The organism is Pseudoduganella sp. R-34 (assembly GCF_049904655.1).
GTDB lineage: Bacteria > Pseudomonadota > Gammaproteobacteria > Burkholderiales > Burkholderiaceae_D > Rugamonas.
Genome location: NZ_CP184572.1, coordinates 4,985,026 through 5,011,280, shown reverse-complemented (window position 1 = coordinate 5,011,280; position 26,255 = coordinate 4,985,026). Strand labels below are relative to the sequence as shown.

Sequence of the window (26,255 nt, the reverse complement as noted above, 5' to 3'; positions counted from 1 at the left end):
TTAATGTGCGGGCCCAAAGTAGGGTTTGAACGCTTCTTGCATCTCGGGCGACAGTCGATGAAAGTCGATGCGCTGCTTCTTGATTTCTGCACGCAGTCGTTGTGTGCTTCCGGCGGCGCGTGCCAGGCGGGTTACCAGATCTTGGGCGAGTTCTTGTAGTACTTCTCTTGGAATCTGCTTTTGGTCGCGCGCCACAAACGTTTCTCGCGCCGGATCGCCATTGCATTCCTTGCCGGCGACCTTATAAACGCCGCCGTCAATGTGCTGAAAATACAGGCGCTGGCCTGGCTTGGGGTTGCGGCGTTTGGAATACCCGTTAACGAGGTAATACGTCGCTGTGGAATGCGTTGCTACACCGAATATCCATTCGCGCGTGGCCCAGGTTTCATTGTCGGCCATTGGCATGCACAGTGCGCGTATATCCTCAGGCAAAAGATCAAGCTTGGCGTCGGCTCGAAACCGCAGGCCCAGGACGGGATCTCGCAGGAACTGGGGAGGGTGGTTGCTTTCCTGCGCGCCCGCACTGGCGCAGAGTAGCGCAAGCAAAACGGCTGTGCACCGGCCCTTAATAGCGGTCGATAACATGAGATGGTCTTTCTGCTCTGTATTCGGAAACCAGTCCAGAAGTCAGTTTGAATGAAGTCGGAATTACACCGGCTTCCACTGGTGCGGCTAGTTTTTTATTTTTCGCTCGACATTCTCTTGCACATCGTTCCAACCTGCAAACATTTAAAAATTATCAAAAAGAAATAAATAGTGCCGTGCGGAAACTTGTGATATGATAGTTTGTGAAGTTTGACGATTGGATATTTGACATGAAACCCACTCACATCAACGCCTCGGTGAACACCCATTACCTGGACAAGGTGATGGACGTTGCCGAACAGATGTCGGTTGAGGTGATTGTCGACATCCTCGATGTACGCGGCATGAAGCTGGTGTCGAAAGGCACGCGCGTCACGCGAGCCTTGCGCGAAAAACTGATCGCACATAAGTTGATGCGGCCCTTCGAAGCTTCGATCCGCATCACCGATGGCGTGGACTCCCGGGCGGTTGCCCAAGTGGCCGAGAGGCTGGCCGATGTCAGTGCTCCTGTATCCAGCCTGCTACGCAGCGTGCCGGCTGGCGGCAATTCGACCCTGCAGGTATTGCGGCAAATGGAATTCGGCAATGCGATGGCGCTGATGTTGACCGCGTCGGACAAGGCCGGCGGGCCATCGCTTGAACATGCGGTTTTGGTCAGCATGCTTTCCATTTGCATGGCCAAGACTTTGCGCCTCAATGAACAGGACCAGATGGCGGCGGGCTTGGCCGGCCTGCTGCACGATATCGGCGAGCTGTATGTCGATCCCCGTTTCCTTGCGCGCGGCAAGCGCTTGCAGCCGCATGAATGGGCGCACGTCGTGGTACACCCGCGCACCGGCCAGATGCTGATCGACCAGCTGGAATCCTTCCCGCCATCCGTCGGGCGTGCGGTGGCTGAACATCATGAACGTTACGACGGCACGGGCTATCCAAGGCAGGTCTGCGGCCAACAGATTAGCGGCCCGGGGCAGGCAGTCGCCGTGGCCGAAATGATCGCCGGTCTGTTGCTGAAAGACCATGCGCTGGAACGCGCGGAGCTGGCGCTGAAAATCGTGCCGGGCGAGCAAGCGCCGGAACTGTTGGCCGCCGTTTCAGGCGCCTTGCGTCAGTGCCCGCACGGTGTCGTGGCGCCGGAGGCAGCGGCCTGGCGGGCAGGCGAAAGCGTGCCGGGTTTGTATGCACGCATTTCGGCCATTCTTAACCTGGGCGAGCGCCTGATTGAAGGCCCGGCGGCGAAATCCGAGCGAACCTGCAAACTTTTGCGAGCGACGCAGGAGCGCGTGCGCAAGATCCAGCGCGCCTTCGTCAGTACCGGCCTGGATGGTTATTTGCAGCCCATGCCATTCGGTGCTGCATCCGACAGCCTTCTTCTATTCGAAAAGGACGTGGCGAGCCGGGAACTGCAATGGCGCTTGCGCGACCTTGCGCGCGACCTTGCATTGCAGGCTGAATCGCCGGACGAAAAACTGGTATTGGCATCGCTGATTAATCTGCTCGATAACGACGAAGGCATCGTCGAACCGCAGCGGCGTCCCCCAGTCCCGCTGCATGGCATGGGCCCGCAGACCGCCGCCGACAGGCGTTTAATGCGGGCGTAGGTGGTAAAATGGCTTGGTACTGAAAGCCCGGCCATTCGGTTGGGCTTTTTGCTTTGCGCGGGAGGATGACATGGCAAAAAAGAAAGAAGAACTCGATCCGGAAACCCTGGAACTGATCCAGTGGTGCATCGAGGTGGAAGATTTCCTGGTCAAAGGCGGCGCCACGGTGGAGCAGGCCCAGGACCATATCGAAGAACAGATTGAGTGGTTCACAGACCTGTTCTATGACGGCTTGACGCCGGAAGAAGCGGCGAAGGAAGCGCTGGCTTGAACCTCTTGGCACCGCATTAAAAAAGGCTTTGCGATCGCTCGCAAAGCCTTTTTTATTTGGCTTGTGCCTATCATACGGCATCTACCAACCGGAGCCATCCATGAAAATTTTCGCCACAACCGTTACAGCGATCTCCCTCCTCGCTGCCCAGCCTGCTTTTGCGCTGGAACAGAGCGCTTCCGTCAAAGTCACCAGATTGCTGCAGACGCCTACGAGCTGGAATGGTGCAGCGCTGGCATACCCGAACGGGCAGGCTGAGGTGACGGCCATGCTGATCGAGATCGCTCCCGGAGCGGAGACGGGCTGGCACCTGCATCCCGTTGCCTCGTTTGCCTATATCCTGGAAGGCGAACTGGAAGTGAGCCTGAAGGATGGCTCGGTGAAGCACCTGAAGGCGGGCCAGGCGCTGGCGGAAGTGGTCAATACGCTGCATAACGGCCGCAATGTTGGCAAGGTTCCGCTCAAGCTGGTGGTGTTCTATGCTGGAGCCTCCAATAGCACGCTGACGGTCACGGAATAGTGTCTAAAAATTATAGTGGGTATATAATGCCCGCTATTTTGCGGCGACAGACCGCAACCTGTGGGGAGAATAGGGGACATCCATCAAACCGCCCACAAGGAAAGAACATGATGAAGTTGTCCAAGATGCACGTGCTGGTGAGCCTGGCTACTGTGCAGATGGCCGCCATGGCCCAGGAAGCAACCCAGGCCCCAGCCGGCCAAATGGAAGTAGTGACCGTTACCGCACAGCGCCGCGCCGAGAATATCCGCGACGTGCCGGTGTCCGTGTCCTCGATCAAGGCCGAAAAACTGGACATTTTGCTGTCCGGCGGCCAGGACATCCGCGTCCTGGCGGGCAAGACGCCATCGCTGAACGTCGAATCGTCGACCGGCCGTGTGTTCCCGCGCTTCTACATTCGCGGCTACGGCAATGCCGACTTCGCCGTGTTCGCCTCGCAGCCGGTTTCGCTGATTTACGACGACGTCGTGCAGGAAAACCCGATCCTGAAGGGTTACCCGATGTTCGACCTGGCCAACGTGGAAGTGCTGCGCGGCCCGCAAGGCACCCTGTTCGGCCGTAACACCCCGGCCGGCGTGGTCAAGTTCGAATCGGCCAAGCCAAGCCTGCGTGGCGTGGAAGGCTTCTACAACGTTTCCTACGCTACCGACGCTACCGTCAACCTGGAAGCCGCCGCCAACGTGCCGCTGTCGAAAGAGTGGGCCCTGCGCGTCTCGACCCTGCGCCAGCACCGCGACGACTTCGTCGACAACACCTACACCGGCGAGAAAGATGCGCTGGAAGGCTACAACGAACACGCTGAACGCGTGCAGGTGCTGTACCAGCCGAACGGCGTGTTCAACGCCCTGTTCAACGTGCACCAGCGCCAGACCACCGGCAGCTCGCGCCTGTTCCGCGCCAATATCATCAAGAAGGGTTCCAATACCTTCGCCGACGGCTTCGATCCGGAAAAGATCGCTATCAACGGCCGTGAAGACCAGGAACTGAAGACCCAGGGCGCCAATGTGCGCATGAGCTGGGACCTGGGCGCGCACAAGCTGTACTCGATCACCGGCTACGAGACCGTGGCTCGCTACAACTCGCGCGGCGACATCGACGGCGGCAATCCGGGCGACGCGCCAGCAGTGCCGTTCCAGGTTGCCACCGCAGCCTTCGTACCGGACATCAAGCAGTACTCGCAGGAGTTCCGCGTAGAGTCCAAGTACACCGGCCCGATGAACTGGCAGGCAGGCGTGTACTACTTCGACGAGAAGGCAGTGGCAGGCCAGGATAACTTCAACGTTGCCGGCGACCGTACCTCGCGCGTGAAATCGCAGCAGAAGAACGAAGCCTGGGCGCTGTTTGGTTCCGTGAACTACGCCGTGAACGACGCGTTCACCGTGCGCGGCGGCCTGCGCTACACCGAAGACAAGAAGGACTTCGATACCCTGGAAACCACCGGCACCACGCTGGTTGGTCCTAAATCGGTTTCCGAATCCAAGGACAAGTTCAACTGGGACCTGAGCGGCACCTATAAGCTGAACAACGATGTCAGCCTGTACGCCCGCTACGCAACCGGCTTCCGCGCGCCATCGATCGCCGCCGCTTCCACCGCGGTGCCGATCACCGTGGCTGACGCCGAAACCATCACTTCGATCGAAGCCGGCGTGAAGGCCGACCTGTGGAACCGCCGCGCACGCGCAACCCTGAGCGTGTACGACTACGACGTGAAGAACCAGCAGCTGACCGTTGTTGGCGGCAACTCCAACGTCACCAAGCTGATTAACGCTGCCAAGACCAAGGGCCGTGGTATCGAAGGCGAAATCGAAGGCTTCATCACCAACGACTTCAAGATGTCCGCCAGCGCCTCGTACAACTTCACCGAGATCCGCGATCCTTCGCTGTCCGTGAACAAGTGCGCGCAGTGCACCATCCTGGACCCGATCAACTCGTCCGGCCGCGTGGTCATCGACGGCAACGCGCTGCCGCAGGCTCCAAAGTGGATCATCAACCTGAACGCCCGCTACAACTACCCGCTGGCAGAAGGCAACCTGTTCGTGGTGACCGACTGGTCCTACCGTTCGAAGGTGAACTTCTTCCTGTACGAAGCAGTTGAATTCACCGGCGCTCCGCTGACCGAAGGCGGCCTGCGCGTGGGCTACAACTGGGCCGGCGGCAAGTATGAAGTCGCAGCCTTTGCACGCAACATCACCGACCAGCGCCGCGTCACCGGCGCCATCGACTTCAACAACCTGACCGGCTTCGTCAACGAGCCACGTCAGTTTGGCGTGCAGTTCAAGGGTTCGTTCTGATCCTCCGGTAAAGCCGCCGCGCGAGCGCGTGGCTTTATCAATACAAGCGGCCTGCGGGCCGCTTTTTTTGTTTTCCGGCTCGGAAGAGATAGGGTAATCTGACTGAACGCCACCGCAAGGAGCCGCCAAATGAATGCGTTTGCCCGCCTTTTGTCGATTGCCGTACTGTGTGCAGCCAGCTTTACTTGTAACGCCGCGACCCCTCTGCTGAAGGCGATATTGCCCAAGCCAGTCTTGCCGGGCGTCCCAAAGGATGCGCCATGCCAGGACGATGTGGTCAGCAAGCTGTGTCTGATGGAGACCATTATCTGGTTGCGAGGCATGCCATTGACGGCAATGTGGCACCAGCAAGACTAGCAACAACTTGACCGGCTGCTGCTGGCATTGTGCGCGGAGGACACCCGCCTGCCCGACGGGCAGCCGGAAATCCTGGTGTTTTCGCGTACATTCGTGAGGCAGTTCTACACGTGGAAGGACTGGAGCGGCGTGGGGACGACGTTGCGCGCGTGGCGCAGCAAGTCGCCTGATTCGCCGGCGCAGGCTTTGCTCGAAGCATTGTATTGGCAAGCATACGCTTGGCACGGCCGAGGCGGCGGATATGCCGGCAGCGTGCCGCCAGAAGGCTGGGAATTGTTCCGCGAAAGGATGGCGAAGGCTCGCGCAAGGCTGGAGGACGCCAAGGCGGTGGCGGGCAACTGCCCTTTGTGGCATAGCACTTACATCGACGTCCTGATTGATTCAAACGTCGCGCGGGACCGCCTTGACGCGGCTTACGATGACGCAGTCAAGGCATTCCCGGAGTCGCAGCAGATCCATTTTTCGATGTCTCGCGCCAAGCAGCGCAAGTGGGGTGGGGCGCCAGGCGAATACGAACGCTTTGCGCGCCGGGCAGCCGGCCTGTCGCAGCGGAGTGAAGGCGGCGCCATGTATGCGCGCTTGTTCTGGATTCGGGACTATGACGATGAGTTTGAGTTTGGCCGGCCGGGCGATCCGGACTGGAAGCTGATGAAGGCTGGCTTTGAAGACATGCTGCGGCGCTTTCCGGACCAGGTCCACAACCGCAACAAGTATGCCTCCTACGCTTGCCGCGCCAACGATCGGGACACTTACCTTAAGCAGCGACAGGAATTGGAAGACGCTATCGAGGACGAGCAGTGGCCGGAATCTTGGAAGGTCGATGTCTGCGACCGCCGCATGGCGAAAAACACCGATTCGGGGCCGGTTCAAAAAAAATGAATGGCCAGGACTAGGCAAATCGGAAATGGGTCGATATAATGCGGCCTCTTTTCCCTGATAGCTCAGTCGGTAGAGCGACGGACTGTTAATCCGCAGGTCCCTGGTTCGAGTCCAGGTCGGGGAGCCAGAACACTGAAAAGCCCAGCCTTAACCGGTTGGGCTTTTTTCATTCAGGTTTCATTTCTGCGTTCGAATGGCGACGTTCTATCCGTAAGCCGTGTTTGCGATCGAAAAGTGACGGCTCAGGCGACTGATATTGCAGTTCGTCGCACGTAATGGGTGGGCGTAATCGGATCGCCGGTAGACTTTGTTTCATTGGCAATAGCCCAACATGAAGGAGAGAACATGCGCTTTCGCTTCCTCGCCGCCGCTGCGGCCCTGATCCTGACCACTGCAATCCCCGCTAGTGCTGCGGACAAGCTCGATGCCGTCTTGACAAGGGCCATGGCCGGCACCAAGGTCCCCGCTGCTGGCGTGCTGGTGATGCGGAACGGGCAGGTCGAAGACCAGGCAGTGGCTGGCGTTCGCCGCAATGATGAAGAGGACGCCGTCACGCAGGATGACGCGTGGGTGATCGGTTCGACCGGCAAAGTGATGACGGTGGCCATGGTTGCGCGTTTGGTCGAAGGGGGTACCCTGTCTTGGGATGCGTCCCTGGAACAAATGCTGCCCGATCTCGCCAAGACAATGCGGCCGGAATATCGTCAGGTTACATTGATCGATCTGTTATCACACAAAGCCGGTCTACCGCGTGATCTGCGCAATACCAAGGCTCTCAACACCTACTTTGGAGACACCCGCGCGTTGACGCAGCAGCGCTTGGCTTACATCACTTCCGCACTCAAGGAAAAACCAGCGCGGAAGCCACGTTCGGCTTTTAGTTACAGTAACACTGGATTCCTGATCGCGGCTGCCATTGCCGAACGCGCCACTGGAAAACCTTACGACGAGTTGATACAGGCTGAAGTCTTCGGGCCGCTAGGCATGGCCACAGCAGGTAGCGGCGCAACCCACGACGGCCAGATCCGCGGACACAGCAAAGGCAGGCCGAAACTGGAGGTCAAGCAGGAAGCCGATGGCGTGCCGGACATGTACGCGCCGGCTGGATTCCTGCACATGAGCCTCGCTGACTGGGCGCGTTTCAGTCTCGACCAGTTGGCTGGCGCTAAAGGACGGGGCAAGCTGTTGCTGCCTGCCAGCTATAAGCTGATGCAGACGGCCCAGCCGGGTAGTGGGGCAGGGCTCGACTGGGGAGTGCAAGCGTCAATCGCCGGACGCAAGGGGCCGGCACTGGTGCACCAGGGTTCCGATGGCAACTGGCTTGCGGTGGTCGTTTTATTCCCCGAACAGGACAGCGGCGTGCTCGCCGTGGCCAATGCGTTCGAAGACATGGGCGCCGATGTGGTCATCAATGGGATGCTGGGCGCCTTGTTTCCGACGCTGGCTCCGGCCAAATAAATTCCGACGGCAGAGCGCCATGACGTTCTGGCACCAGCTGCTCTTGAATGGCCCCGAGAGAAGTCGCGGGGTCGTTTTCACTTAATTATTCCTCCAATATTCCCACCACTGTAGGCATTTCCTACAGACCTTGAAGGATTGGGCTCGAGCGCCGCCCTGCGATACTATATTGCCATCAGTTAGCAAACTAGGTTCTCATGTCTCTATTCGATGCTTTTCTGGATGTACTTTCACTCGTATCCGTGCAGAGGCATAAGCACGAATTGGCCGCGGTCCGACGCAATTCGAGGATGGCGTTAGAGGAATTGCGAGAAAGTAGTCGGACGCAACGGGAAGAGGTCGAGAACGCGCTGCATCGCGATGCGGAGGTGTTGAAAGCCAATGCCGAAGCATCCTACAGGCGGGGATTTGCCGAAGGCCGGGAGTTCGAAAGGCTCGAACATGCCGAGCGAATTCGTGCCGCTGCCGAAGAGTCCGAACGTAAGGAACGGGAGGCTGCGCGCGAGCGGGCAAAATGGGTTGTTAGTCCAACTCCCATCGGATTCACGAGCCAAATTCGCGACGAGTTCATGCGCGACGTGGAAGCGCGGGTTGAATATCCGCCACAGCCCCAGCAATGGAAAATGATACTCGCCGACGATCCCGCTACCTACGTCATTGCGGGAGCTGGCTCAGGAAAGTCCTCGTCCCTCGTTTTGCGAGTCATCGCCCTCAACCTGTATCGTGAAATCGACCGTAGCCGCATTTCGGTTTTCACCTTTACCAAGGATAGCCGCGCGGACTTCGTGAAGAAACTTCGCGAATCCATGAAAAAATGGGGAGTAGACCTCTCAGAAACCGATGCGAGAAGCATTGTGCGCACATTCCATTCCATGGTGCTGAAGATGGCGCGGCAGAGCATGTCGCCCCCGCCTAAGGTACTGGAGCTATTGGATCGCGAACGCAAAGGACCAGTGCGGGACGTCGATGTCGAAAACTTCCTCGAGTTGAGCGAAGAAGACGAGCTGGAGGATGAAAGCGAACAGGAGGCAACTTCGGTTGCTTCCAGGCGCGAAGACATCGTCGATGACAGCCCGGATACGCATAAGCTCGACGACCTTCTTCGCATAGCCTACGAACGGGCATTCAGCAGGAACGAGGAGTTCCACGGCCTTGTCGTCAAGCTTTTCAAGCAGCGATTGACGCTGACCCGACGCGCGACGGACAAGAGCACGCAGGGTAACATCGCCAAAATTGCAAAAGTGGACAAAAAGATGACCGAGGCGCTCGACATCAAGTGGAGTGCGGAAGTCGCCCCCGGCGTGTGGCCGCTGCCCGGAATCGTGGCCGAGACGACAGCGATTTCTGTGTCCTCGCAGTTTTCGCAGGAATTCTGGGTCAACGGCTACGTACCCCAAATCGGGGCTCACATTGTCCTTGGCGGCGCGCAGTTCTACAAGGGCACCTCATTTGATGACGTGCCTTCGGCTGGCAACATCAACACAAAGCGTAAACTCCTGGCAGGGATTAGCGAAAAGCCGATTGTCTGGATCGATGACTTGGATCAGTTGACCGCCTTGCGTGCCACTCTGAAATGGCTGGCCGACGACGAGGAAAAGCGGAGCGAGGTCCTCATGTTCAACATGATCGCCCCGGGCGAATTCAAGTCGAAATCCATCGTCAAGGGCTTCCATGGCCTTGCCCAGTTCGTCGAAAACCTCGGCTTGCCCGTGGCAGACACGCTCTCATCAGCTAAAGCCACCAAGGATAACAACCTGGGGCGAGATATCGACTTCATGCGTGCCACGGCCCTGTTCTGGCCGTATTTCGAGGCTGTATTGGAAGAGCGCGGAATCTGCACGTTCAACCAGCTTTTTGCCCGGTTCTCTGAAGACAATCCGGAGAACTTTTCGAAGGTCTCCTCCCAGGTGCTCGGGGCCATGCGGCACCTGATGATTGACGAGTTTCAGGATGTTTCACCGCAGATTGTCAAATGGGTGCGTGGATGCCAAAAAGAGCTGGTCAAGCGGGGGATGGCAGGGTCGCTTACTTGCGTTGGCGACGATTACCAGTCCATTTATGGCTGGAGGGGCAGTTCGCCTGAATTTTTCGTGCGGTTCAAGGATAGTTTCCCCGCAATCTCTCACGGAAAGATCCTTTTGGAAGAGAACTTCCGGAGCAGTGATCGCATACTGCGATGTGCAGAGTCCGTATTGGCCGGCGTTCCGGGAATGGAAAGCAAGACCTGTCGAGCGAAGGGGGAATGGGCAGACTCTGCCACGCCCGTACGAATTTTCGAAGCGAAGAAGGACTTGCCGTACGCCGAGATCCGCCAGCACATATCGTCGGAAATCGAGCGAACGAAAGCCAGTGAAAGCCACCCTATGCTGGTGCTTGCGCGGAGCAGGGCCGTCCTTACGCAGCTTAGCGGCTCTCCGAATAGGTCTTGGGGGAAGAAGGCGAAACTCATGACGATCCACGGCTCGAAAGGGCTCGAGGCACAATCGGTGGTACTGCTCGGAGATTGCAACTACGATGGTACCAACCCGGTAAAGAACTTCCTTTATGCGCAGGCAGGGCTTGGAAGCTACGATGAGGCGCAACGTGCGGAGGCTAGGCGGCTCGCTTATGTTGGAGTCACTAGGGCCATGGAGAGCTGCACCTGGTACGCTGCAAAGAAGGATGGCGGGGCAATCGGCAGCATTCCCAAAGGCGCGGTATTTGCAGAATTCGCGCGCCTCGATCCACGATAGCGCGGCATACCGACGTTTATCGAATTCAACTGCAAGTTGCATGGCTTTCCTCGACAAGTGCCCAGCCTTCACGCGTTTTTTTAAAGCGCGGAAGGGCGCAGCCTCGGATGGACGCTGGAGCTGCAGGAATCGGCAAGTCGACAGTCGATTGCCGGGGCCGAAAACCTTGGCGCGGCCCCAGAGCCCGTTGGAGAGCTAAGGGGATGATGGCGCATAGAACTCAACGCGCTATTGGCTGAACAGGCGAAAGTGATTTACGAGATCGCATCGGCCCCAGGTTCATCAAGGTGGGAGGAGGCGGGAAGATAAGCTGTCGACAATCGTATGGCCCATTCAGTCGAGTAATTCGCAACGTAGCAATGCGTAAACATTCATGTCGATGTGCTTGCCGCGCACGAAGTTGGCTCCCCGCGCCACCCCTTCCTTGGTAAAGCCTGTTTTGATGGCGACACGTTCGGAAGCCAGGTTGCGGGAATCCATGCGAATCTCCAGCCGGTTTATCAGCAGGCTTTCGAACAAATGGCGCACCAATAACCGCACAGCCTGGGTGGCGATGCTTTGGCCCCGGAGTTAGGCCGAGAACATGGTGTAACCGATTTCGCGCGCGTTAAAGTAGGGTACTGAGCGGAAATGCCAGATGGTGCCAATGATGCGATCCGATTTGGAATCTATGATCACCAGGCGCTTGCTAGTACTCCCGCCGATACCAAAAACAGTCGGGCAATGCGGCCATGCCGATGCGCTGGTAGAAGGGTACTGCTTCCGGGACTGAACTGAGTATGAGGTTGACCGTTGGACCGAGATGCGCGCGCATTTCTTCGATCAGGCGCGCGCCGATGCCCTTTCCTTGCACCTCGTCGCTGACCGCCAGGTCGGACAGGTAGCAGGCAAACGAGAAGTCCGTCATGGCGCGCGCGATGCCGACCAGTTTTCCATCATCCATGCGTGCGGTCAGGATCAGGTTGGAATTCGCCAGCATCGCGCCCAGCCGCGCGGTGTCGTCCAGAGGGCGGCGGCGGCCCAGGCCAGATGCGTGCAAAAGATGGCGGAATTCGTCGATGCCGACGTCCGCTTCAACGGAGTAGGTGATGGTCGGATTCATGCACCGAATTTTACCAAATTGCCAACTCACCCAAGTCCGAAGACTCTGATCAGCAGTGCTGGTCGAGCCATTCGCCGACGAGTGGCCACAGGACTTTTTCCTGGTGCGAGCGGAAGAAGCCGAAGTGGCCGATGCGCTCCTGGTTGAAACTGGCGGGACTGAGCACGCGGTAATCAACCTTTGCGCTGGTGTACGCCTCGTGCAGCATGCGCGAGCCTGATTCGCGCAATAGTTCGTCATCGCCGAACGTGAGGCCGAGTACCGGGAAGCTGGCGCTGGCATAGGCTTCGCGCGCGCCGGGTTCGCCGGTGAGCAGGTAATCCGGCGTGAGGCACCAGCGGCGCCACTGCATCATTGCGCCGCGCGGAATGTCGCCAAGGATGCCCAGCCGCTTGCCGGGGAAGTAGCCGAGCACCCTGCAGAACAGCGGCGTCAGGACGTGCCACAGCAACGGCGCGGTACGCTGGATGCGCGGCTGGTTGTGGCGCGTGGCGCCGCTGCCAACGGCGATGTTGATCAAGCCCGCTACCTTGCCGATGGACGGCAGCAGTGGCGCGGTCTGTCCTCCCAGGCTGTGGCCGAGCAAGAACAGGGGAAGCGCGGCGTCATGCCGCGCGGCGTGCTGCACGACGGATTCGAGATCGAGCGCAATCCAGGTCGTGATGTCGGCCTTGCAGCGGCGCAGCGGTCCTTCGCGGGACTCGCCTATGCCGCGGTAATCGAAGGTCCATACACGGTAGCCCAATCCTGCCAGGAAGGCGGCGAAGGCGGCGTAGAAGCCTTGGGGAATCGCCATGCCAGGGGCGATCACCACCTGGGCGCGGGCGGGGCGCGGCGGATCGTGGCGGTAGGCGGCCAGTTGCTGGCCGTCCTGGGCTTGCAGCGTGAAGCGGGTGGCGCTCATCGTTTTGATCCTTCGTAGGCGACGCCGGTGTGGGATGGATTGGTGGCGAGCGTGCGCCAGGCGGCGCTGCTCAATTCATCAATTGCATTAAGCGGATTGAAGCCGACGCGCCCTCCCAGCCAGTTGCGCGCCAGTTCCTGTGATGGGCCGAGCAGCAGGGGGCCGTACAGTTCGATGGGCATCCGGCGCAGCACGCCCTGCTTGAACCATGGCTTCAACTTCTCGAACACCTCCTTGAAATGACTCGCCGTGCGCTGGCGGATGGCATCGTCATGTTCGGCACTCACGGCCTGGCGGCGGGCGAACAGGAAGCGCGCCATGTCCGGCTGCTCCACGATCCAGTTCAGGTGGGTGCTGACGATGGCATGGATGGCGAATTCGGCGTTTCCGGCCCGAGCCACATTGGCCTTGATCTGCTGCCAGTAGCTATCCAGCCCTTGTGCAAACAGCGCGGCGGCAATGCCTTCCTTGTTGCCGAAGTGGTGGTAGATGCTGCCCACCGACGACTGGCTGCGCTGGCGGATGTCGTCGATCGACGTGGCCTCGATGCCTTTTTCGGAAAACACGGCAAGGGCGGCGGACAGGATGGCTGATTTTCGGTCGGCTTGGGTCATGTCTAGAATATTGTTCTAGAATGACATTCTAGTCAAGTTTCTTCGTTTCGGGTTAAGCTCACCCGCATGAAAAAGACCAGGGCCCGGCGTACGGGACGCGCCATGTTTTTGAGCCTGCTATTCCTGGCCTTGTCGACCACGCAGCCGGCGGCTGCAAACCCCGCCAAGGCGCCGCAGCAGGTTGTTTATCCGCGACCGGAGTCCGAGCATGACAGCCGTTACCTGTACGACTGGGAGGTGTTGCGCACGGCGCTCGAGAAGACCCGCGCCAGGTTCGGGCCCTACGAGTTGCGCCAGGCCAGCCAATTCATGTCGCCGGCACGGGTGACGACCGAAGCCGCAGGATCAGGCTCGATCAATCTTTTTGTGCGGGCCACGTCGGCGCAACTGGAGCAGCAATTTCGCCCGGTGCGCATTCCGGTTGATCGAGGCCTGATCGGCTACCGCTTGCTGCTGGTGCGCCACGAGGACTTGCCCCGGTTCGCCGAGGTCAAGTCGCTCGACCAGCTGCGCCGCTTTAGCATTGGCCAAGGCAAGGGCTGGGTCGATATCGGCATCCTGCAGGCCGGTGGCTTCAAGGTGGTGGAAGGAAATAACTACGACGGTTTGTTCTCCATGTTGGAAGTCAGGCGCTTCGATGCCCTGTCACGTTCCGTCGACGAAGCCTTGAGCGAATACGATGGATGGCACAAGCGCTTCGGCTTCGAGGTGGAGCCTGACCTCGCGCTTTACTATCCGCTGGCGCGCTACTTCTTCACGCGCCGCGATGCGGAAGGGGAGGCGCTGGCGAACCGGCTGGAGGCGGGGCTGGAGGCGATGGTGCAGGATGGTTCGCTGCAGGCGCTGTTCATGACCTACAAGGGTCCGCTGATCAAGCGTTCCGGCCTGGCGCGGCGCCGCCTGTTCCGCATTCCCAATCCAGACCTGCCGCCGCAAACACCGCTGGCACGCAGCGAGTTGTGGTATCGGCCGCAGGAGCCGGCAGGCAAGCGATAGGCACGATCGCAATGGCCGGGTTACACTGGCTGGCAAGGAGGAGGCGCCATGAAAGCTTGGATATTGGCCGTCGTGACGGCTATCACCCTGGCAGGATGCAGCACCCCGCAATCGCACGAGCAACCACGCCAGCAGCAACCCTTCATTTGCCGGACGGTGGAGTCGGGCCTCGGCCAGCCCCTGGTCGATAACCAGCAGGGCATCGGCCATCCCGTGCGCGATGACGCCGGCAAGCTGGCCGGTTACAGCAGCCAGTGCGCCATCAAGCCGCGCATCCAGCATTTTTACTACACCGGCACGGGCTTCAAGCCGTTTGATATCGGGAACGGCTACCAATCGCCACCTGCCGATCTCAAGACGGTAGTCGTGAATGGCACGGTGGTGCCGTTTGTGGTGCGCGTGGAGGCCGGCACCATCAACCGTTTCATCTACACGATTGCGATGCTTGAGCGTGCGCCCTGGAACCACAAGCTGGTTTACTGGATGCGCGGCGGTGTCGGCATCGGCCACCAGCAAGGCACGGCAATGTGGTTCAGCGATGCCTTGAACGGCTCGGAGAAGCAGTTGATGCCGAAGCTGCTGGCGCAGGGCTATGCGATCGCCAATTCCTCCGGCAACGAGAGCGGCGTTCACTACAATATGCGGCTGGCCGAGGAGACGGCGGCGCAGACCAAGGCTTACTTCGTCGAGAAGTACGGCAAGCCGCTGTATACGATCGGCATCGGTGGCTCGGGTGGGGCGGTCCAGCAGTACATGTTTGCGCAAAATCGCCCCGGCCTGCTTGATGCGGGCATTCCGGTGCAGTCCTATCCGGACATGGTGACGCAGTCGATACCGGTTTCCGACTGCCCCTTGCTGGGGCAATACTTCCGCGACGAGGTGGCGCGCGATCCCAATTCGCCGTGGGCGACCTGGAGCCGCCAGTCGCTGGTGCAGGGCATGAATGCCAGCGACACCGTGAAGAATCCTTTTACCGGCAAGCCCGGCACCACCGAGTGCATCAATGGCTGGCGCTTTGCGATGCCGACGGTGCTGAACCCGCATTTCCGCGACAGTAAATTCGACAAGGCCATTGCCTTTTATGGTTATGCGCCGGAAGCTTTCGCCGGCGTGAAGTGGACGCACTGGAACGATCTGGAGGAGTTCTATGGTTCGGATGCAGAAGGGTTCGCGCCGATCCCGCTGGACAATGTGGGAGTGCAGTATGGCCTTGCCGCGCTGGTAGCGGGCAAACTTGGTGCCGATGAATTCCTGCGGCTGAACGCCTGCGCCGGAAGCTGGAAGGAACAGCGCGATTTCGTGCCGTATAAGCCTGACAGCGATCCTTTCGATTCGGCCAATATGCACCGTAGCGCGGCTTGCCGCGATCCGGCCGGGACACCGGCGCAGCGCCGGGAGGGCAACCAGGGGGCGATACGCGCGGCATTCGATTCCGGCCATGTGTTCACCGGCAAGCGGCTTGGCATACCGATGATCGACCTGCGTCCGTACCGCGAGGCGGAACTGGACATGCACAATGCAAGGCAGGCGTTTTCGATTCGCGCCCGCCTGCTGGCGGCTAACCCGGGCGAAGCAAAGCGGCAGGTTGTCTGGTTTGCAAGGCCGGACACGGATCTTTCGGGGCAGGTGATGCAGGCGGTATCGGTGCTGGACAAGTATCTTTCCAGCGGCGGCGCGCCGGCCGAATTTGCCGACCGCTGCGTGGACAGCGCCGGCACCGTGCTGGCTTCCGGTCCGCAGGCCTGGGCCGGCATCCTGGATGGCGGCAAGCCTGGCGCCTGCACGCAGGCTTTCCCGATCCATGCCAGCCCGCGCATGGTGGCCGGCGAATCGATCCGTGGCGACACCTTCAAATGCCGGCTGAAACCCCTTGCGAAGGCCTATACTGACGGGACTTATGGGCCTGCAATAAGGTTCAGCGATGCGCAAAAAGCGTGGCTCTCCCGGATCTTCCCGCAAGGCGTGTGCGATTACAATAACGGGTTATGAAGATCCCACCATTGAAATACCTTGTTCCCGGCACCCTGGCCGGGCTGCTGCTTGCCTACACCGGCATCGGCTTCCTCGCCGTGCCGGCTATCGTCAAGTCACAAGCGGCCAAGCAGGCCTCGGAAAAACTGCATCGCCAGCTCAGCATCGAGGAAGTCTCGTTCAATCCGTTTACGCTGGCCGCCTCGGTGCGCGGCCTGAAGATGATGGAGCAGGATGGCAGCACTGTTTTTGCCAGCTTTGACCGGCTGGGAGCGGACCTGTCGTGGCAATCCGTCACGAAAATGGCGCCAGTCGTGCAGGAAATCCGGCTGACCAGGCCTTATGTGCACCTGGCGCGCAACGCCGATAACCGCTACAACATCGACGACATCCTGAAACTGATCGCGAGCCAGCCGCCGTCGCCTGAGCCGGCGCGCTTCTCGGTCAATAACATCCAGCTGGAGGAGGGCAGCTTGTCCTTCGATGACAAACCGGCTGGAGTGACGCATAAGGTGCAGGACCTGAAACTGGGTTTACCGTTTGTCTCCTCGCTTCCCGCGGATGTGACGATTTTCGTGGAGCCGCTGTTCAGCGCCAATATCAATGGCGCGCCGCTGCTCCTGAAGGGCAAGGCGCGTCCGTTCGCCGAGCCGAAAGACTATGCGCTGGACCTGAAGCTCGATAAGGCCGACCTGACCAGCTACCTGGGGTACCTGCCGTTCAAGCCGGGCTTCATGCTGCCGTCGGCACACCTGGAGGCGCAGCTTAGCCTGACCGTGGTGCAGCCAAAGGAAAAACCGGCATCGCTGGTGTTGGGCGGGGAGGCGACGTTGTCCGGTGCGCAGTTGCAGCAGCTCGACGGCACGCAAGTGGCCAGGCTGGACGCCCTGAAGGTCAAGCTGGGCAAGCTGGACCTGCTGGCGCAGCGTTTCGAGATCGCGAAGGTCGGCATCGATGGGCTGGAACTCGATGTCAAACGCAGCAAGGATGGGGTGCTGAACCTGGATCAGTTGCTGCCTGCCGTCGCCCCTGCGCCGGCAGATGCGCCTGTGCCTGCGGCCAAGCCGGTAGCCACCGGGCCGGTCGTGCTGCTCAAGGAACTGGCTGTCAACGGGGCGGCGCTGCGCTATGCCGATGATACGCCGCAGGGCAACCTGCGCGCCGACCTGGCGAAATTCGGGCTGCTTGTGCAGGATATCGCTTTCGACGGCGCCAAACATACGCTGGACATCGCGTCTGTCAATTCGAGCAGTGCGCAAATCGACGTCCACCAGGGTAAGCAGGCCGGCAAGCCAGCCGGCGACCAGGCGGCAGCCAAGCCGGCAGGCGAAGGCACGACGCAGATCAGGATCGGCAAGGTGGAGATTGCCGACTGGGATGCGAAGTTGCGTGAGGACCTGCGTGACGAACCGACCGTGTTCAAGCTGTCGCCGCTGTCTCTGACCGTTGAAGGCTATTCCAACGCACCGGGCGCGGCTTCCGAAGTGGCGCTGAGAACCGCCGTCAATAAAGGCGAGCTGGAAATCAAGGGCAAGCTTGCGCCATCTCCGCTGAGTGCGGATCTGGCGCTGGAGCTGAAGAATTTCGACCTGCTGCCTTTGCAGCCTTATGTCACCGATTACGTCAACCTGCGCCTGTTGCAGGCTGACGTTTCCAGCAAGGCGCGCCTGCGGCTTGAAACGGGCAAGGACGGTGCGGTGGCCGGCGGTTTCAAGGGCGACGTCAGCGTGAACCGGCTTTCCACTGTCGACAAATCGAGCTCGAACGACTTCCTGAGCTGGAAAACGCTGGCCTTTGGCGGCATGGAGGTGAACTTCAAACCGTTCACCCTGAACATCGACCGCGTGGCGCTGGATGATTTCTTCGCCCGCGTCATCATCGACCCGAACGGCCGCCTGAACGTGCAAGACGTGATGCGCAAGGAAGGCGAAGAGGGCAAGAGCCTGACCGAGGCGGGCACGCGCGCCGAGGCAGTCAAGGATGCCAAGGCCAGGGCGAAAGAGGTGGCGCAGGCAGCGCCGCCGCCAGCCGCCGCGCCTGCTGCGCCCAAGGCGACTGCGGCCAAGTCTGCGGAACCGCTGCCGCCGATCCGCATTGGCAAGGTGCTGCTTTCCGGCGGGCGCGTGCGCTTTACCGACAATTTCATCAAGCCAAACTACACGGCCAACCTGAAGGACCTGGGTGGCACGGTAAGCGGCCTGTCGTCGGATCCGGCGCATGATGCAAACGTAGACCTGCGCGGCAACGTCAGCGGCGCGCCGCTGCTGATCGCCGGCCGTGTGCACCCGCTGAAGCAGGAGCTTTCGCTGGACCTGCGCGCGGAGGTGCGCGGCATGGAACTGTCGCAGCTGTCGGCGTATGCGGACAAATACGTTGGTTATGGCATCGAGAAAGGCAAGATGACGTTCGAGGTGGCCTACGCGCTGCAGAACCGCCAGTTGAAAGCCGAGAATCGCCTGGTGCTCGATCAGCTCACTTTCGGCAAGGAGAGCACGAACCCTGACGCCACCAGGCTGCCCGTGAACCTGGCGGTGGCACTGCTTAGCGACCGCAATGGCGTGATCGATATCAACGTGCCGATTGGCGGATCGCTGGACGATCCTCAGTTCTCGCTGGGCGGGATCATCCTCAAGGTGATCGGCAACGCCATCATGAAGACCGTCACTTCGCCATTCGCCCTGATAGGCTCCCTGTTTGGCGGCGGCGAGGAGTTGTCGATGCTGGAATTCGACCAGGGGCGCGCTGCGCTGCTGCCCGCATCGGAAGGCAAGCTGAAGTCGCTGGCCAAGGCGCTGACCGAGCGCCCTGGCTTGAAGCTGGATATTACCGGCCGCTTCGATGACGCGGCGGAACTGGAAGCGCTCAAGCACGTGGCGCTGGAACGCAAGCTGCGCCAGCTCAAGACGCGCGACCTGCAGGCGCGCGGTGCGGCGCTGACGGAAGGCGGGGTAATGGTGGCCAGGGAGGAATACGCCGGCTTGCTGGAGCGTGCCTACAAGGACGAGACCTTCGTCAAGCCGCGCAACGCGCTGGGCTTTGCCAAATCGCTCCCTGCGGATGAAATGGAAAAGCTGATGATGGCCAATACCAAGCTGGAACAGGACGATTTCATCACCCTCGGCAACCGCCGTGCGCAGGCGGCCAAGGACTGGCTGGTAAAGCAGGGCCAGGTGCCGCCGGAACGCATCTTCCTTGTTGCGCCCAAAGCCGGTGCCGCTGCCCGCGTCGACTTTGCCTTGCACTAGGAGCCACGCATGCCAACGCTGGAACTGGGTAGCGCGCAACTGCATTATGAGATGATCGAGGGCGATCTGAGCAAGCCATTGCTGGTGTTCCTGCACGAAGGCCTCGGCTGCATCAGGATGTGGAAGGAATTCCCGGAGCGGCTCTGTGCCGCCACGGGATGCGCAGGAATGGTCTACGAGCGCCAGGGATACGGGCAGTCTTCGCCGCAACCGGCGCTGCGCAGCATTCATTACCTGCACCAGTTTGCGCTGGCCGAACTGCCGGCAGTGATGGAGCGCCTGGCACCGGGCCGCGAACATATCGTGGTAGGACACTCGGATGGCGGCAGCATTGCCTTGATCTATGCGGCGGGACGGCCGCAGGGCTTGCGCGGGGTGCTCACCGCTGCTGCGCACGTGTTTGTCGAAGACGTGACGATCGAGGGCATCCAAACAGTGCTGGCGGCCCACAGCGCCGGCAAGATGCGGGCACTGGCGCGCTATCACGGCGACAAGGCCGAGCAAGTGTTTTTCTCCTGGGCCGATACCTGGCTGTCGCCCTGGTTCAGGCAATGGAATATCGAATACCTGCTGCCGGCGATAGCCTGTCCGTTGCTGGCAATGCAGGGCAGCGAAGATCATTACGGCTCCGGCGCGCAACTCGATGCCATTGAAAGGGGCACGCCTGGCGCCCGCCAGCTGCTCTTGCCCGGCTGCGGCCATAGCCCACACATCGAACAGCCGGATGCCGCCTTGCAGGCCATGGCGGCTTTCATCAATCCTTTGGCGGGGTAGGAGAAGGCTTCTGCGGCTTGGCATGCTTGAGCATTGCCGCCAGCAGGGTGACGTCTTCATCGCTTTCCGGTAGCGCGGTTGCGGCTTGCTGCTGCCTGCGCGGCGCACCTGGCGCCTTGGCGGAACGTGGGTGCGCCGGCTTTACGGTCGGGAGGGATGGCCCGGTGGTGGTCAAGCCGGGCGTGGACAGTTGCGGTGTGACGGCAGGTTCGCCCTGCGGCGCCACAGCGTTGACGATCGTCGCAGCCTGGGACGACGCGGCATCGCGCTCGGCGTGCCCCGGCGTTGAGGCCTGCGATGGTGCGGCCGGCAACGCCGATACCGGCGGCAGTTCCGGCGTAGGCCCATGGACCGGGCTGCCATCCTGAAGCCAGGCCCAGCTTGCGGCGGCAACGGCGAGCAGCGTCGCGATGGCCGCCAGACGGGCGCGCTGCGCCGCACTCCACCCGCTCCATTGGCGGGCCGGGACTGGCACGCTGCCGCCATTGGCCAGCCGCGCCAGGATGCGATGGCGATCGTCCCGCTGCGCGGGGCCTGTAAACAAGTCCGGCCGCATAAGTCCTCCCAAGCTTGATTTCGCTCGACCCGTCCGATTGCGGGGCGGCATAGGATTCCAGTGTCGCGCGCCAAATGCGCTTTCGTATTGATGGATCGCACCATGTTGCCATTTATCGTTGCGGGCATTTTCGTCGCGGCCAGCGCCGCGGGCTGGCTGTTGCTATTTCCGCCAAAGCGCCGGCCCAGCCCACGCCAGCGGCGCATGCTGTTGAGTGGTGTCGCGACTGCGCTGCTGGCAGCCGCGCCGCCATTGCTGGTGCGCCTGCTGCGTCCACGCCAGATGCTGCCGGCGTTCGACGACAGCAGCCGGCCTGCCGATCCGCAAATTGCCGCCTTGCTGCAAGGCGAACAACTGGTGCCGCCACTCCCGTTGCCGCCGCCGGCTTTCGCCACGGCGGAAGTGGAGTTGCTGCGGCCGATGCTGTCGCAGGCCGATCGCGACTGGCACCGGTTGGACAAGGATTTCGCGCAGCGCCTGCTGTTGGTGTTCAATGTCATGCGCGATCGGCACGGCTACGAGATGGCACTTCTGGAAGGTTACCGCAGCCCTGAACGGCAGGACCGGCTGGCCGCGGCGGGCGGCCATGTCAGCAACGCGCGCGCCTTCCAGAGCTACCACCAGTTCGGGCTGGCCGCCGATTGCGGCTTTATCCGTGAAGGAAAGCTGGTCATCAGCGAACGCGATCCCTGGGCCATGCGCGGCTACCAGCTGTATGGCGAAGCGGCGGAAGCGATAGGGCTGGTGTGGGGAGGCCGCTGGGCCATGATGGACTTTGGCCACACCGAATTGCGCGTACTCGAAACCAGGGCTTGAGGAGGCTCAAGAAGCGGCGCCCGGCTTGGTGGCAACATCGGCCAACCTGCCTCCCTTTTCGGGTCCATCATGCTGCAACGAACCTGGTACCTGCTCACCGACAGGCGCACCCTGAATGTCCTGGCCTTCGCATTGCTGGCGGGACTATTCCTGCTTGGCGCAGAACTCTTGCAACTGGCGCTGGTGTGGGCGCTGGCCGCTACCGCGGCGGTCGCATTGCTGGCGCTGGCCGTGCGGGGCGGCCGCCGCTACCTCTCTCACCGGCGTGAAGCCGAACCACCGCCGGCCGCGGAAACGCGCGCCGAGGCCGACCTGAATGCCGTTCGCAGCGCCATGCTGGAAGCCGTCGCCACGATCAGGAATTCGCGCCTGGGCCGAGCAAGCGGAGCACGCGCCTTGTACGAACTGCCCTGGTATATGGTGATCGGCAATCCGGCCGCCGGCAAAAGCAGCGCGATCACCCAGTCCGGCCTGCAGTTTCCGTTCGCCGATCCAAAGGCGGTCCAGGGCGTCGGCGGGACGCGCCAGTGCGACTGGTTCTTTACCGCCGAAGGCATCCTGCTTGATACCGCCGGCCGCTACGCGGTACAGGCCGTGGACCGGGAAGAGTGGCATGGCTTCCTCGGCTTGTTGAAGAAGCACCGGCCACGGGCGCCCGTCAACGGCATCATCATCGCGGTCAGCATCGCCGAGTTGCGCGGCGACGACACCGAGTCGGTATTGCAGCTTGCGCGCAGTTTGCGCCAGCGCGTGCAGGACCTGATCGAGAAACTCGAAGTGTTCGCGCCAGTGTATGTGATGTTCACCAAGGCCGACCTGGTGGCCGGGTTTGCTGACTTCTTCATGGACGCGGAGGTGGCCGAGCGCGAGCGGCCCTGGGGGGCCACAATGCCTTTCCGGCAGAAGGCCGGCTGCCGCGACATGCTGGCCTTCTTCGAGCAGAGTTTCGACGAGTTATGCGAAGGACTGCGCGAAATGGGGATCGCCACCATGGCCCAGCGCCGCCGCGAGCTGGTGCCCGCCGGCGTGCATACCTTCCCGCTGGAGTTCGCGGCGTTGCGCGCACCGTTGAAAGCCTTCTTGGCCACGCTGTTTGAAGACAATCCTTTCCAGTTCCGCCCCTTGTTCCGGGGATACTACTTTACCAGCGCGTTGCAGGAAGGACAGCCGCTGTGCGCGCAGTCGCTGCGGGTTGCGCAGCGCTTCGGACTGACTCGACCCGCCGAGCCGGAGCCTCGCATGGGAACGGGGACGCAAGCCGGATATTTCCTGCCCCGTCTTTTCCGTGAGGTGATCTTCGCCGACAAGGACCTGGTCTCCCAATATGCGACGCGCAGGCAGCGGCTGTTGCGCAACGGCGGCTTTGCCGTGGCGATCCTGCTGCTCGGCGTGGCGCTTGGCGCATGGACCTGGTCGTATTCGGGCAACGCGCAGCTAGTCGCCAATGCGGCGGCGGACCTGGACAAGGCTGTCAAGCTGCAGGCGCAACGCCCGGACCTGCAATCGCGCCTTGAAGCGCTGCAGCTCTTGCAAGACCGGATCGGGCAACTGGATACGCTGGACCGCGAATCGCCATGGCTGCTGGGCATGGGCCTTTATCAGGGCGAGGTGCTGGGCCGCAAGCTGCGCAGCGAGTACTTCAAGGGGATGGCTGAAATCCTGCTCAAGCCTGTCGCAGCCAGCCTGGAAACGCAATTGTTCGCCCTTGGCCAGCGCGAGGCGAGCAATGTCGAGGACTCCTATAACGCGCTGAAAACCTACCTGATGCTGGCCGATAAGGAGCATGCGGAAACCGGCCATCTGGGTGACCAGCTTACGCGCCACTGGCGCAGCTGGCTTGAGGCCAACCGCGGCGCCATGCCGCGCGAACAGCTATTGCGCAGTGGGGAAGGCTTGTTATCGTTTTACCTTTCGCAGTTGAACGATCCGGCCTGGCCGCGCATCGAACCCAAGCTGGCGCTGGTCGATACGGCGCGCGAGCAATTGCGCCAGGTGGTGCGCGGCATGACGGCGCGGGAGCGCGTGTATGCCGAGATCAAGGCGCGCGCCAGCACGCGCTATCCAGCGATGACGGTGGCGCGCATTGTCGGGGAGCAGGATCGGGAGCTGGTGCAGGGCAGCCATGCCGTATCGGGCGCGTTCACGCGCGAGGCATGGGAGGGCTACGTCCGCGCTGCGATCCGCGAGGCAGCAAACAGCGCGCTGCAATCGCGTGACTGGGTGCTGAAAACGGAGGAGCGCACGGACCTGACGCTGGAGGGCAGTCCAGAACAGGTGCAAAAGGCGCTGACCGACAGCTACAAGGCGGAATACGCCAAGGAGTGGCAAGCCTTCCTGCAAGGCGTCGCGATTGCCGCAATGCCCGACTTTTCGCATACGGTCGAGGCCATGAACCGCCTGGGCGACCCTGCCATCTCGCCGCTGCTGAAGGTCTGGAGCACCGTGGTGGCGCAGACGGGGTGGGACAATCCGGGCCTGGCTGCGGCCGGCGCGCAACAGGCGGAGCAGGGCCTGGCGCACTGGTTCAAGGCGCAGCTGTTCGAGCGCACGCCAACCGCAGGCGTGGTTGCGGCCTCGTTGCCGCAGGCCGGCGCGCTGGGCCGCGAATTTGCGCCGGTGGCCGGCTTGCTGGCAGCGCGTGACAGGGATGGCTCGCAGATGCGGACCTACCTCGACCATCTTTCGCGGCTGCGCGCACGCCTCAACGGCATCCGCAACCAGGGCGACCCAGGCCCGGGCGCCAGGCAGCTGATGCAGCAAACGCTGGAGGGCTCGGGTTCCGAACTGGCCGATGCGTTGCGCCATGTCGATGAACAGATGATGGCGGGGCTGGGAGAGGCGCAAAGGCAGGCGGTGCGGCCGCTGCTGGTGCGACCCTTGATGCAGGTCTTTGCGGGGCTGGTCGCTCCGGCGGAGGCCGAGATCAACAAGACCTGGCAGGCGCAGGTCTACGAGCCGTTCAACCGTACGCTCGCGGGAAAGTTCCCTTTCGCCCCCGCCGGTAGCGCAGAAGCGAGCCAGGCGGAGATTGGCCAGGTGTTCGGACCGGACGGCGCAATCGCAAAGTTTGCCGGCAGCGCGCTGGGGGCGCTGGTCGTGCGGCGCGGCGACGTGCTGGCTCCGCGGACCTGGGCCGACATGGGCATCAACTTTGCGCCGCAGGCCTTGCAGCGCTTTCCGGCCTGGATGGCGCCAGTGGCGGCGGGCGGGGTTGCCTCCTCTACGCAAACGGTCTTCCAGCTCTTGCCGCATGCCGGCACCGGGTTGGCAGAATATTCGATCGAGATAGACGGCCAGTTGCTGCGCTTTCGCAACGGCGTGCCGCAATGGGCGAACATGGTTTACCCGGGGCCGCAGGGAAGCAGCGGCGTGCGCATCAGCGGTGTCACGCCGGACGGAAAGGTGGTAGAGCTGTTTAGCGAGAGCGGTGCCACCGGGCTGCGGCGGATGATCGATTCCGCCGCTCGCACGCGCAAGGAAGAGGGTGTGCATGAACTGCGCTGGAACAGCGGCAGCGTGATGGTCGCGGTGGACTTGCGCATCACCAGCACGCCCGGGAGCGTACAGGGCGACGGCGGATTCCGGGGCATGCGCTTGCCCGAGGTAGTGGTCGGCAAAGGAAGCGCGCCATGAACGCCCAGTCACAGCGCGTCGCCTATTTCGGCAAGCTGCCTGGATGCGCTGATTTTGTGCGCTCGCCCGGCGACCAGGTATTGGTGGAGTTGATGGACCAGTGGCTGGCAGCTGTCATGCAGCGCCTCGCCGGTAATCCGCGTTGGCGCCAGCATTACGACGCATGCCCTCCGCTGGACTTTGCGTTTATCGGCACGCGCTCGCGCCAGGTTGTCTGCGGACGTCTGCTGGCCAGCCGGGACCAGTCCGAACGCCGTTTTCCTTTCACTTGCATGGCGGTGCACCAGGTCGCAAAGCCGCGCGATTTTCTTCCCTGCAGCCCGCTGGCGCTGGCGCCGGCATGGGAGGGCCTGGCTGTCGCAGCCGGTGCAGCCACTGCTGCAGCCACCCGGCCTGTCGACGGCATCTTGCCTGTGGCCTTGCGCGAGCTGGCGCCGGCGCAAGCTTCACTGGATGACTACCTTGCGCACGCCTGCCTGGACAGCCTGGAAAATTCGCTGGCGGCGCAGCAGGGAAGCATGCCGGTACGGAACCTGCTGCTGGCATTGGGTTTGCTGTTGTCGCCGCTCAGCGAACACCCTCCGGTCACCGCGCGCAGCCTGGCGCTGCCTTTGCCGCGCGACGCAGTATTGCGTGCGCCGGTTGCCGCCTTCTGGATGTCGTTGGCTGCGCCGTTGCTGGCGCGCCAGGACCTCGAAATTGCGATGTTCCTCGCGCCTGTCGCCGGGCAGCCGTCGCTGGTCCTCGGGCTCGATGGCGCCAACCCGGCCAGCCTGTATTCCGTGATAGATCCGGAGGCGGGGCAGGATGGCATGGTGGTGCTTGGCGACTGCGCGTGGGCCGAAGCCGCGGCCCATGGCGATGCTCCCTTGCAGCGCCTCTCGGCATGCCTGGAACAGGGGCAGCTTGGCCTGCCCGTTGCCATGCAGCTGTTCCATGAAACCTTCTGCTGA

Annotated in this window: 21 protein-coding genes and 1 tRNA gene; 16 read left to right on the top strand and 6 right to left on the bottom strand. The window is 61.6% G+C overall.

Annotated features, from left to right (window positions below; all coding sequences use genetic code 11):
* Positions 1–585 carry a hypothetical protein gene (locus ACN9MW_RS22985; RefSeq protein WP_426163040.1) on the bottom strand — a complete coding sequence of 195 codons (585 nt, stop codon included), beginning with the start codon at positions 583–585 and terminating at the stop codon, positions 1–3.
* Between the two features lie 230 nt (positions 586–815).
* Here ACN9MW_RS22985 and ACN9MW_RS22980 point away from each other — a divergent pair, with 230 nt between their 5' ends.
* The 9 genes from ACN9MW_RS22980 to ACN9MW_RS22940 all read left to right on the top strand — a co-directional run bounded on the left by ACN9MW_RS22980 (position 816) and on the right by ACN9MW_RS22940 (position 10,691).
* Positions 816–2,183 carry an HD-GYP domain-containing protein gene (locus ACN9MW_RS22980; protein WP_426163037.1) on the top strand — a complete coding sequence of 456 codons (1,368 nt, stop codon included), beginning with the start codon at positions 816–818 and terminating at the stop codon, positions 2,181–2,183.
* A 70-nt stretch (positions 2,184–2,253) separates the two neighbouring features.
* Positions 2,254–2,454: a hypothetical protein gene (locus ACN9MW_RS22975; RefSeq protein ID WP_426163035.1), complete on the top strand. Its 201-nt coding sequence runs from the start codon at positions 2,254–2,256 to the stop codon at positions 2,452–2,454.
* Between the two features lie 100 nt (positions 2,455–2,554).
* Positions 2,555–2,974: a cupin domain-containing protein gene (locus ACN9MW_RS22970; RefSeq protein ID WP_426163033.1), complete on the top strand. Its 420-nt coding sequence runs from the start codon at positions 2,555–2,557 to the stop codon at positions 2,972–2,974.
* A gap of 107 nt (positions 2,975–3,081) precedes the next feature.
* Positions 3,082–5,265: a TonB-dependent receptor gene (locus tag ACN9MW_RS22965; RefSeq protein WP_426163031.1), complete on the top strand. Its 2,184-nt coding sequence runs from the start codon at positions 3,082–3,084 to the stop codon at positions 5,263–5,265.
* A 129-nt stretch (positions 5,266–5,394) separates the two neighbouring features.
* Entirely contained in the window at positions 5,395–5,622 is a 228-nt protein-coding gene (locus ACN9MW_RS22960; RefSeq protein ID WP_426163029.1) for a hypothetical protein, read from the top strand.
* A gap of 75 nt (positions 5,623–5,697) precedes the next feature.
* The gene (locus ACN9MW_RS22955; protein WP_426163027.1) at positions 5,698–6,501 is read left to right on the top strand and encodes a hypothetical protein; all 804 of its coding nucleotides are present in this window, start codon (positions 5,698–5,700) and stop codon (positions 6,499–6,501) included.
* Between the two features lie 51 nt (positions 6,502–6,552).
* Positions 6,553–6,628: transfer RNA gene (locus ACN9MW_RS22950), tRNA-Asn, on the top strand.
* A gap of 218 nt (positions 6,629–6,846) precedes the next feature.
* Positions 6,847–7,959: a serine hydrolase domain-containing protein gene (locus ACN9MW_RS22945; protein ID WP_426163025.1), complete on the top strand. Its 1,113-nt coding sequence runs from the start codon at positions 6,847–6,849 to the stop codon at positions 7,957–7,959.
* A gap of 197 nt (positions 7,960–8,156) precedes the next feature.
* Positions 8,157–10,691 (top strand): UvrD-helicase domain-containing protein, encoded by a 2,535-nt coding sequence (locus ACN9MW_RS22940; protein ID WP_426163023.1) that lies wholly within the window; start codon positions 8,157–8,159, stop codon positions 10,689–10,691.
* Between the two features lie 333 nt (positions 10,692–11,024).
* On the opposite strand, the gene ACN9MW_RS22935 is transcribed toward ACN9MW_RS22940, so the two are convergent.
* The 4 genes from ACN9MW_RS22935 to ACN9MW_RS22920 all read right to left on the bottom strand — a co-directional run bounded on the left by ACN9MW_RS22935 (position 11,025) and on the right by ACN9MW_RS22920 (position 13,311).
* Entirely contained in the window at positions 11,025–11,171 is a 147-nt protein-coding gene (locus tag ACN9MW_RS22935; protein ID WP_426172358.1) for a GNAT family N-acetyltransferase, read from the bottom strand.
* A gap of 208 nt (positions 11,172–11,379) precedes the next feature.
* A complete protein-coding gene (locus ACN9MW_RS22930; RefSeq protein ID WP_426163021.1) occupies positions 11,380–11,793 on the bottom strand; it encodes a GNAT family N-acetyltransferase in 414 nt (137 codons plus the stop codon).
* Positions 11,794–11,842: 49 nt separating this feature from the next.
* Positions 11,843–12,697 carry an alpha/beta fold hydrolase gene (locus tag ACN9MW_RS22925; RefSeq protein ID WP_426163019.1) on the bottom strand — a complete coding sequence of 285 codons (855 nt, stop codon included), beginning with the start codon at positions 12,695–12,697 and terminating at the stop codon, positions 11,843–11,845.
* Complete coding sequence (locus ACN9MW_RS22920) at positions 12,694–13,311, bottom strand: TetR/AcrR family transcriptional regulator (protein WP_426163016.1); 618 nt, start codon at positions 13,309–13,311, stop codon at positions 12,694–12,696. The genes ACN9MW_RS22925 and ACN9MW_RS22920 overlap by 4 nt, the downstream gene beginning before the upstream one ends.
* Before the next feature lie 102 nt (positions 13,312–13,413).
* Between ACN9MW_RS22920 and ACN9MW_RS22915 the strand changes: the two genes are divergently transcribed.
* From ACN9MW_RS22915 to ACN9MW_RS22900, 4 genes are read left to right on the top strand one after another with little or no spacing between them, the layout of a single operon-like run.
* The gene (locus ACN9MW_RS22915) at positions 13,414–14,307 is read left to right on the top strand and encodes a hypothetical protein (RefSeq protein WP_426163014.1); all 894 of its coding nucleotides are present in this window, start codon (positions 13,414–13,416) and stop codon (positions 14,305–14,307) included.
* 48 nt (positions 14,308–14,355) lie between these two features.
* Positions 14,356–16,296: a DUF6351 family protein gene (locus ACN9MW_RS22910; protein ID WP_426163011.1), complete on the top strand. Its 1,941-nt coding sequence runs from the start codon at positions 14,356–14,358 to the stop codon at positions 16,294–16,296.
* Positions 16,293–19,523, top strand: a complete 3,231-nt coding sequence (locus ACN9MW_RS22905; protein WP_426163008.1) for a DUF748 domain-containing protein — start codon at positions 16,293–16,295, stop codon at positions 19,521–19,523. The genes ACN9MW_RS22910 and ACN9MW_RS22905 overlap by 4 nt, the downstream gene beginning before the upstream one ends.
* Positions 19,524–19,532: 9 nt before the next feature.
* The gene (locus tag ACN9MW_RS22900) at positions 19,533–20,297 is read left to right on the top strand and encodes an alpha/beta fold hydrolase (protein WP_426163006.1); all 765 of its coding nucleotides are present in this window, start codon (positions 19,533–19,535) and stop codon (positions 20,295–20,297) included.
* Here ACN9MW_RS22900 and ACN9MW_RS22895 read toward each other — a convergent pair.
* On the bottom strand, positions 20,278–20,853 hold the full coding sequence (locus ACN9MW_RS22895) for a hypothetical protein (protein WP_426163004.1): 576 nt from the start codon (positions 20,851–20,853) through the stop codon (positions 20,278–20,280). The genes ACN9MW_RS22900 and ACN9MW_RS22895 overlap by 20 nt on opposite strands.
* Positions 20,854–20,955: 102 nt before the next feature.
* On the opposite strand from ACN9MW_RS22895, the gene ACN9MW_RS22890 reads away from it, so the two are divergent.
* The 3 genes from ACN9MW_RS22890 (at position 20,956) to tagF (ending at position 26,255) form a co-directional block, all read left to right on the top strand.
* Positions 20,956–21,669, top strand: a complete 714-nt coding sequence (locus tag ACN9MW_RS22890; protein WP_426163002.1) for a M15 family metallopeptidase — start codon at positions 20,956–20,958, stop codon at positions 21,667–21,669.
* 69 nt (positions 21,670–21,738) lie between these two features.
* Positions 21,739–25,302: a type VI secretion system membrane subunit TssM gene (tssM, locus tag ACN9MW_RS22885; protein ID WP_426163000.1), complete on the top strand. Its 3,564-nt coding sequence runs from the start codon at positions 21,739–21,741 to the stop codon at positions 25,300–25,302.
* Positions 25,299–26,255, top strand: coding sequence for a type VI secretion system-associated protein TagF (gene tagF, locus ACN9MW_RS22880; RefSeq protein WP_426162997.1), 957 nt, complete (start codon positions 25,299–25,301; stop codon positions 26,253–26,255). Before tssM ends, tagF begins: the two co-directional genes overlap by 4 nt.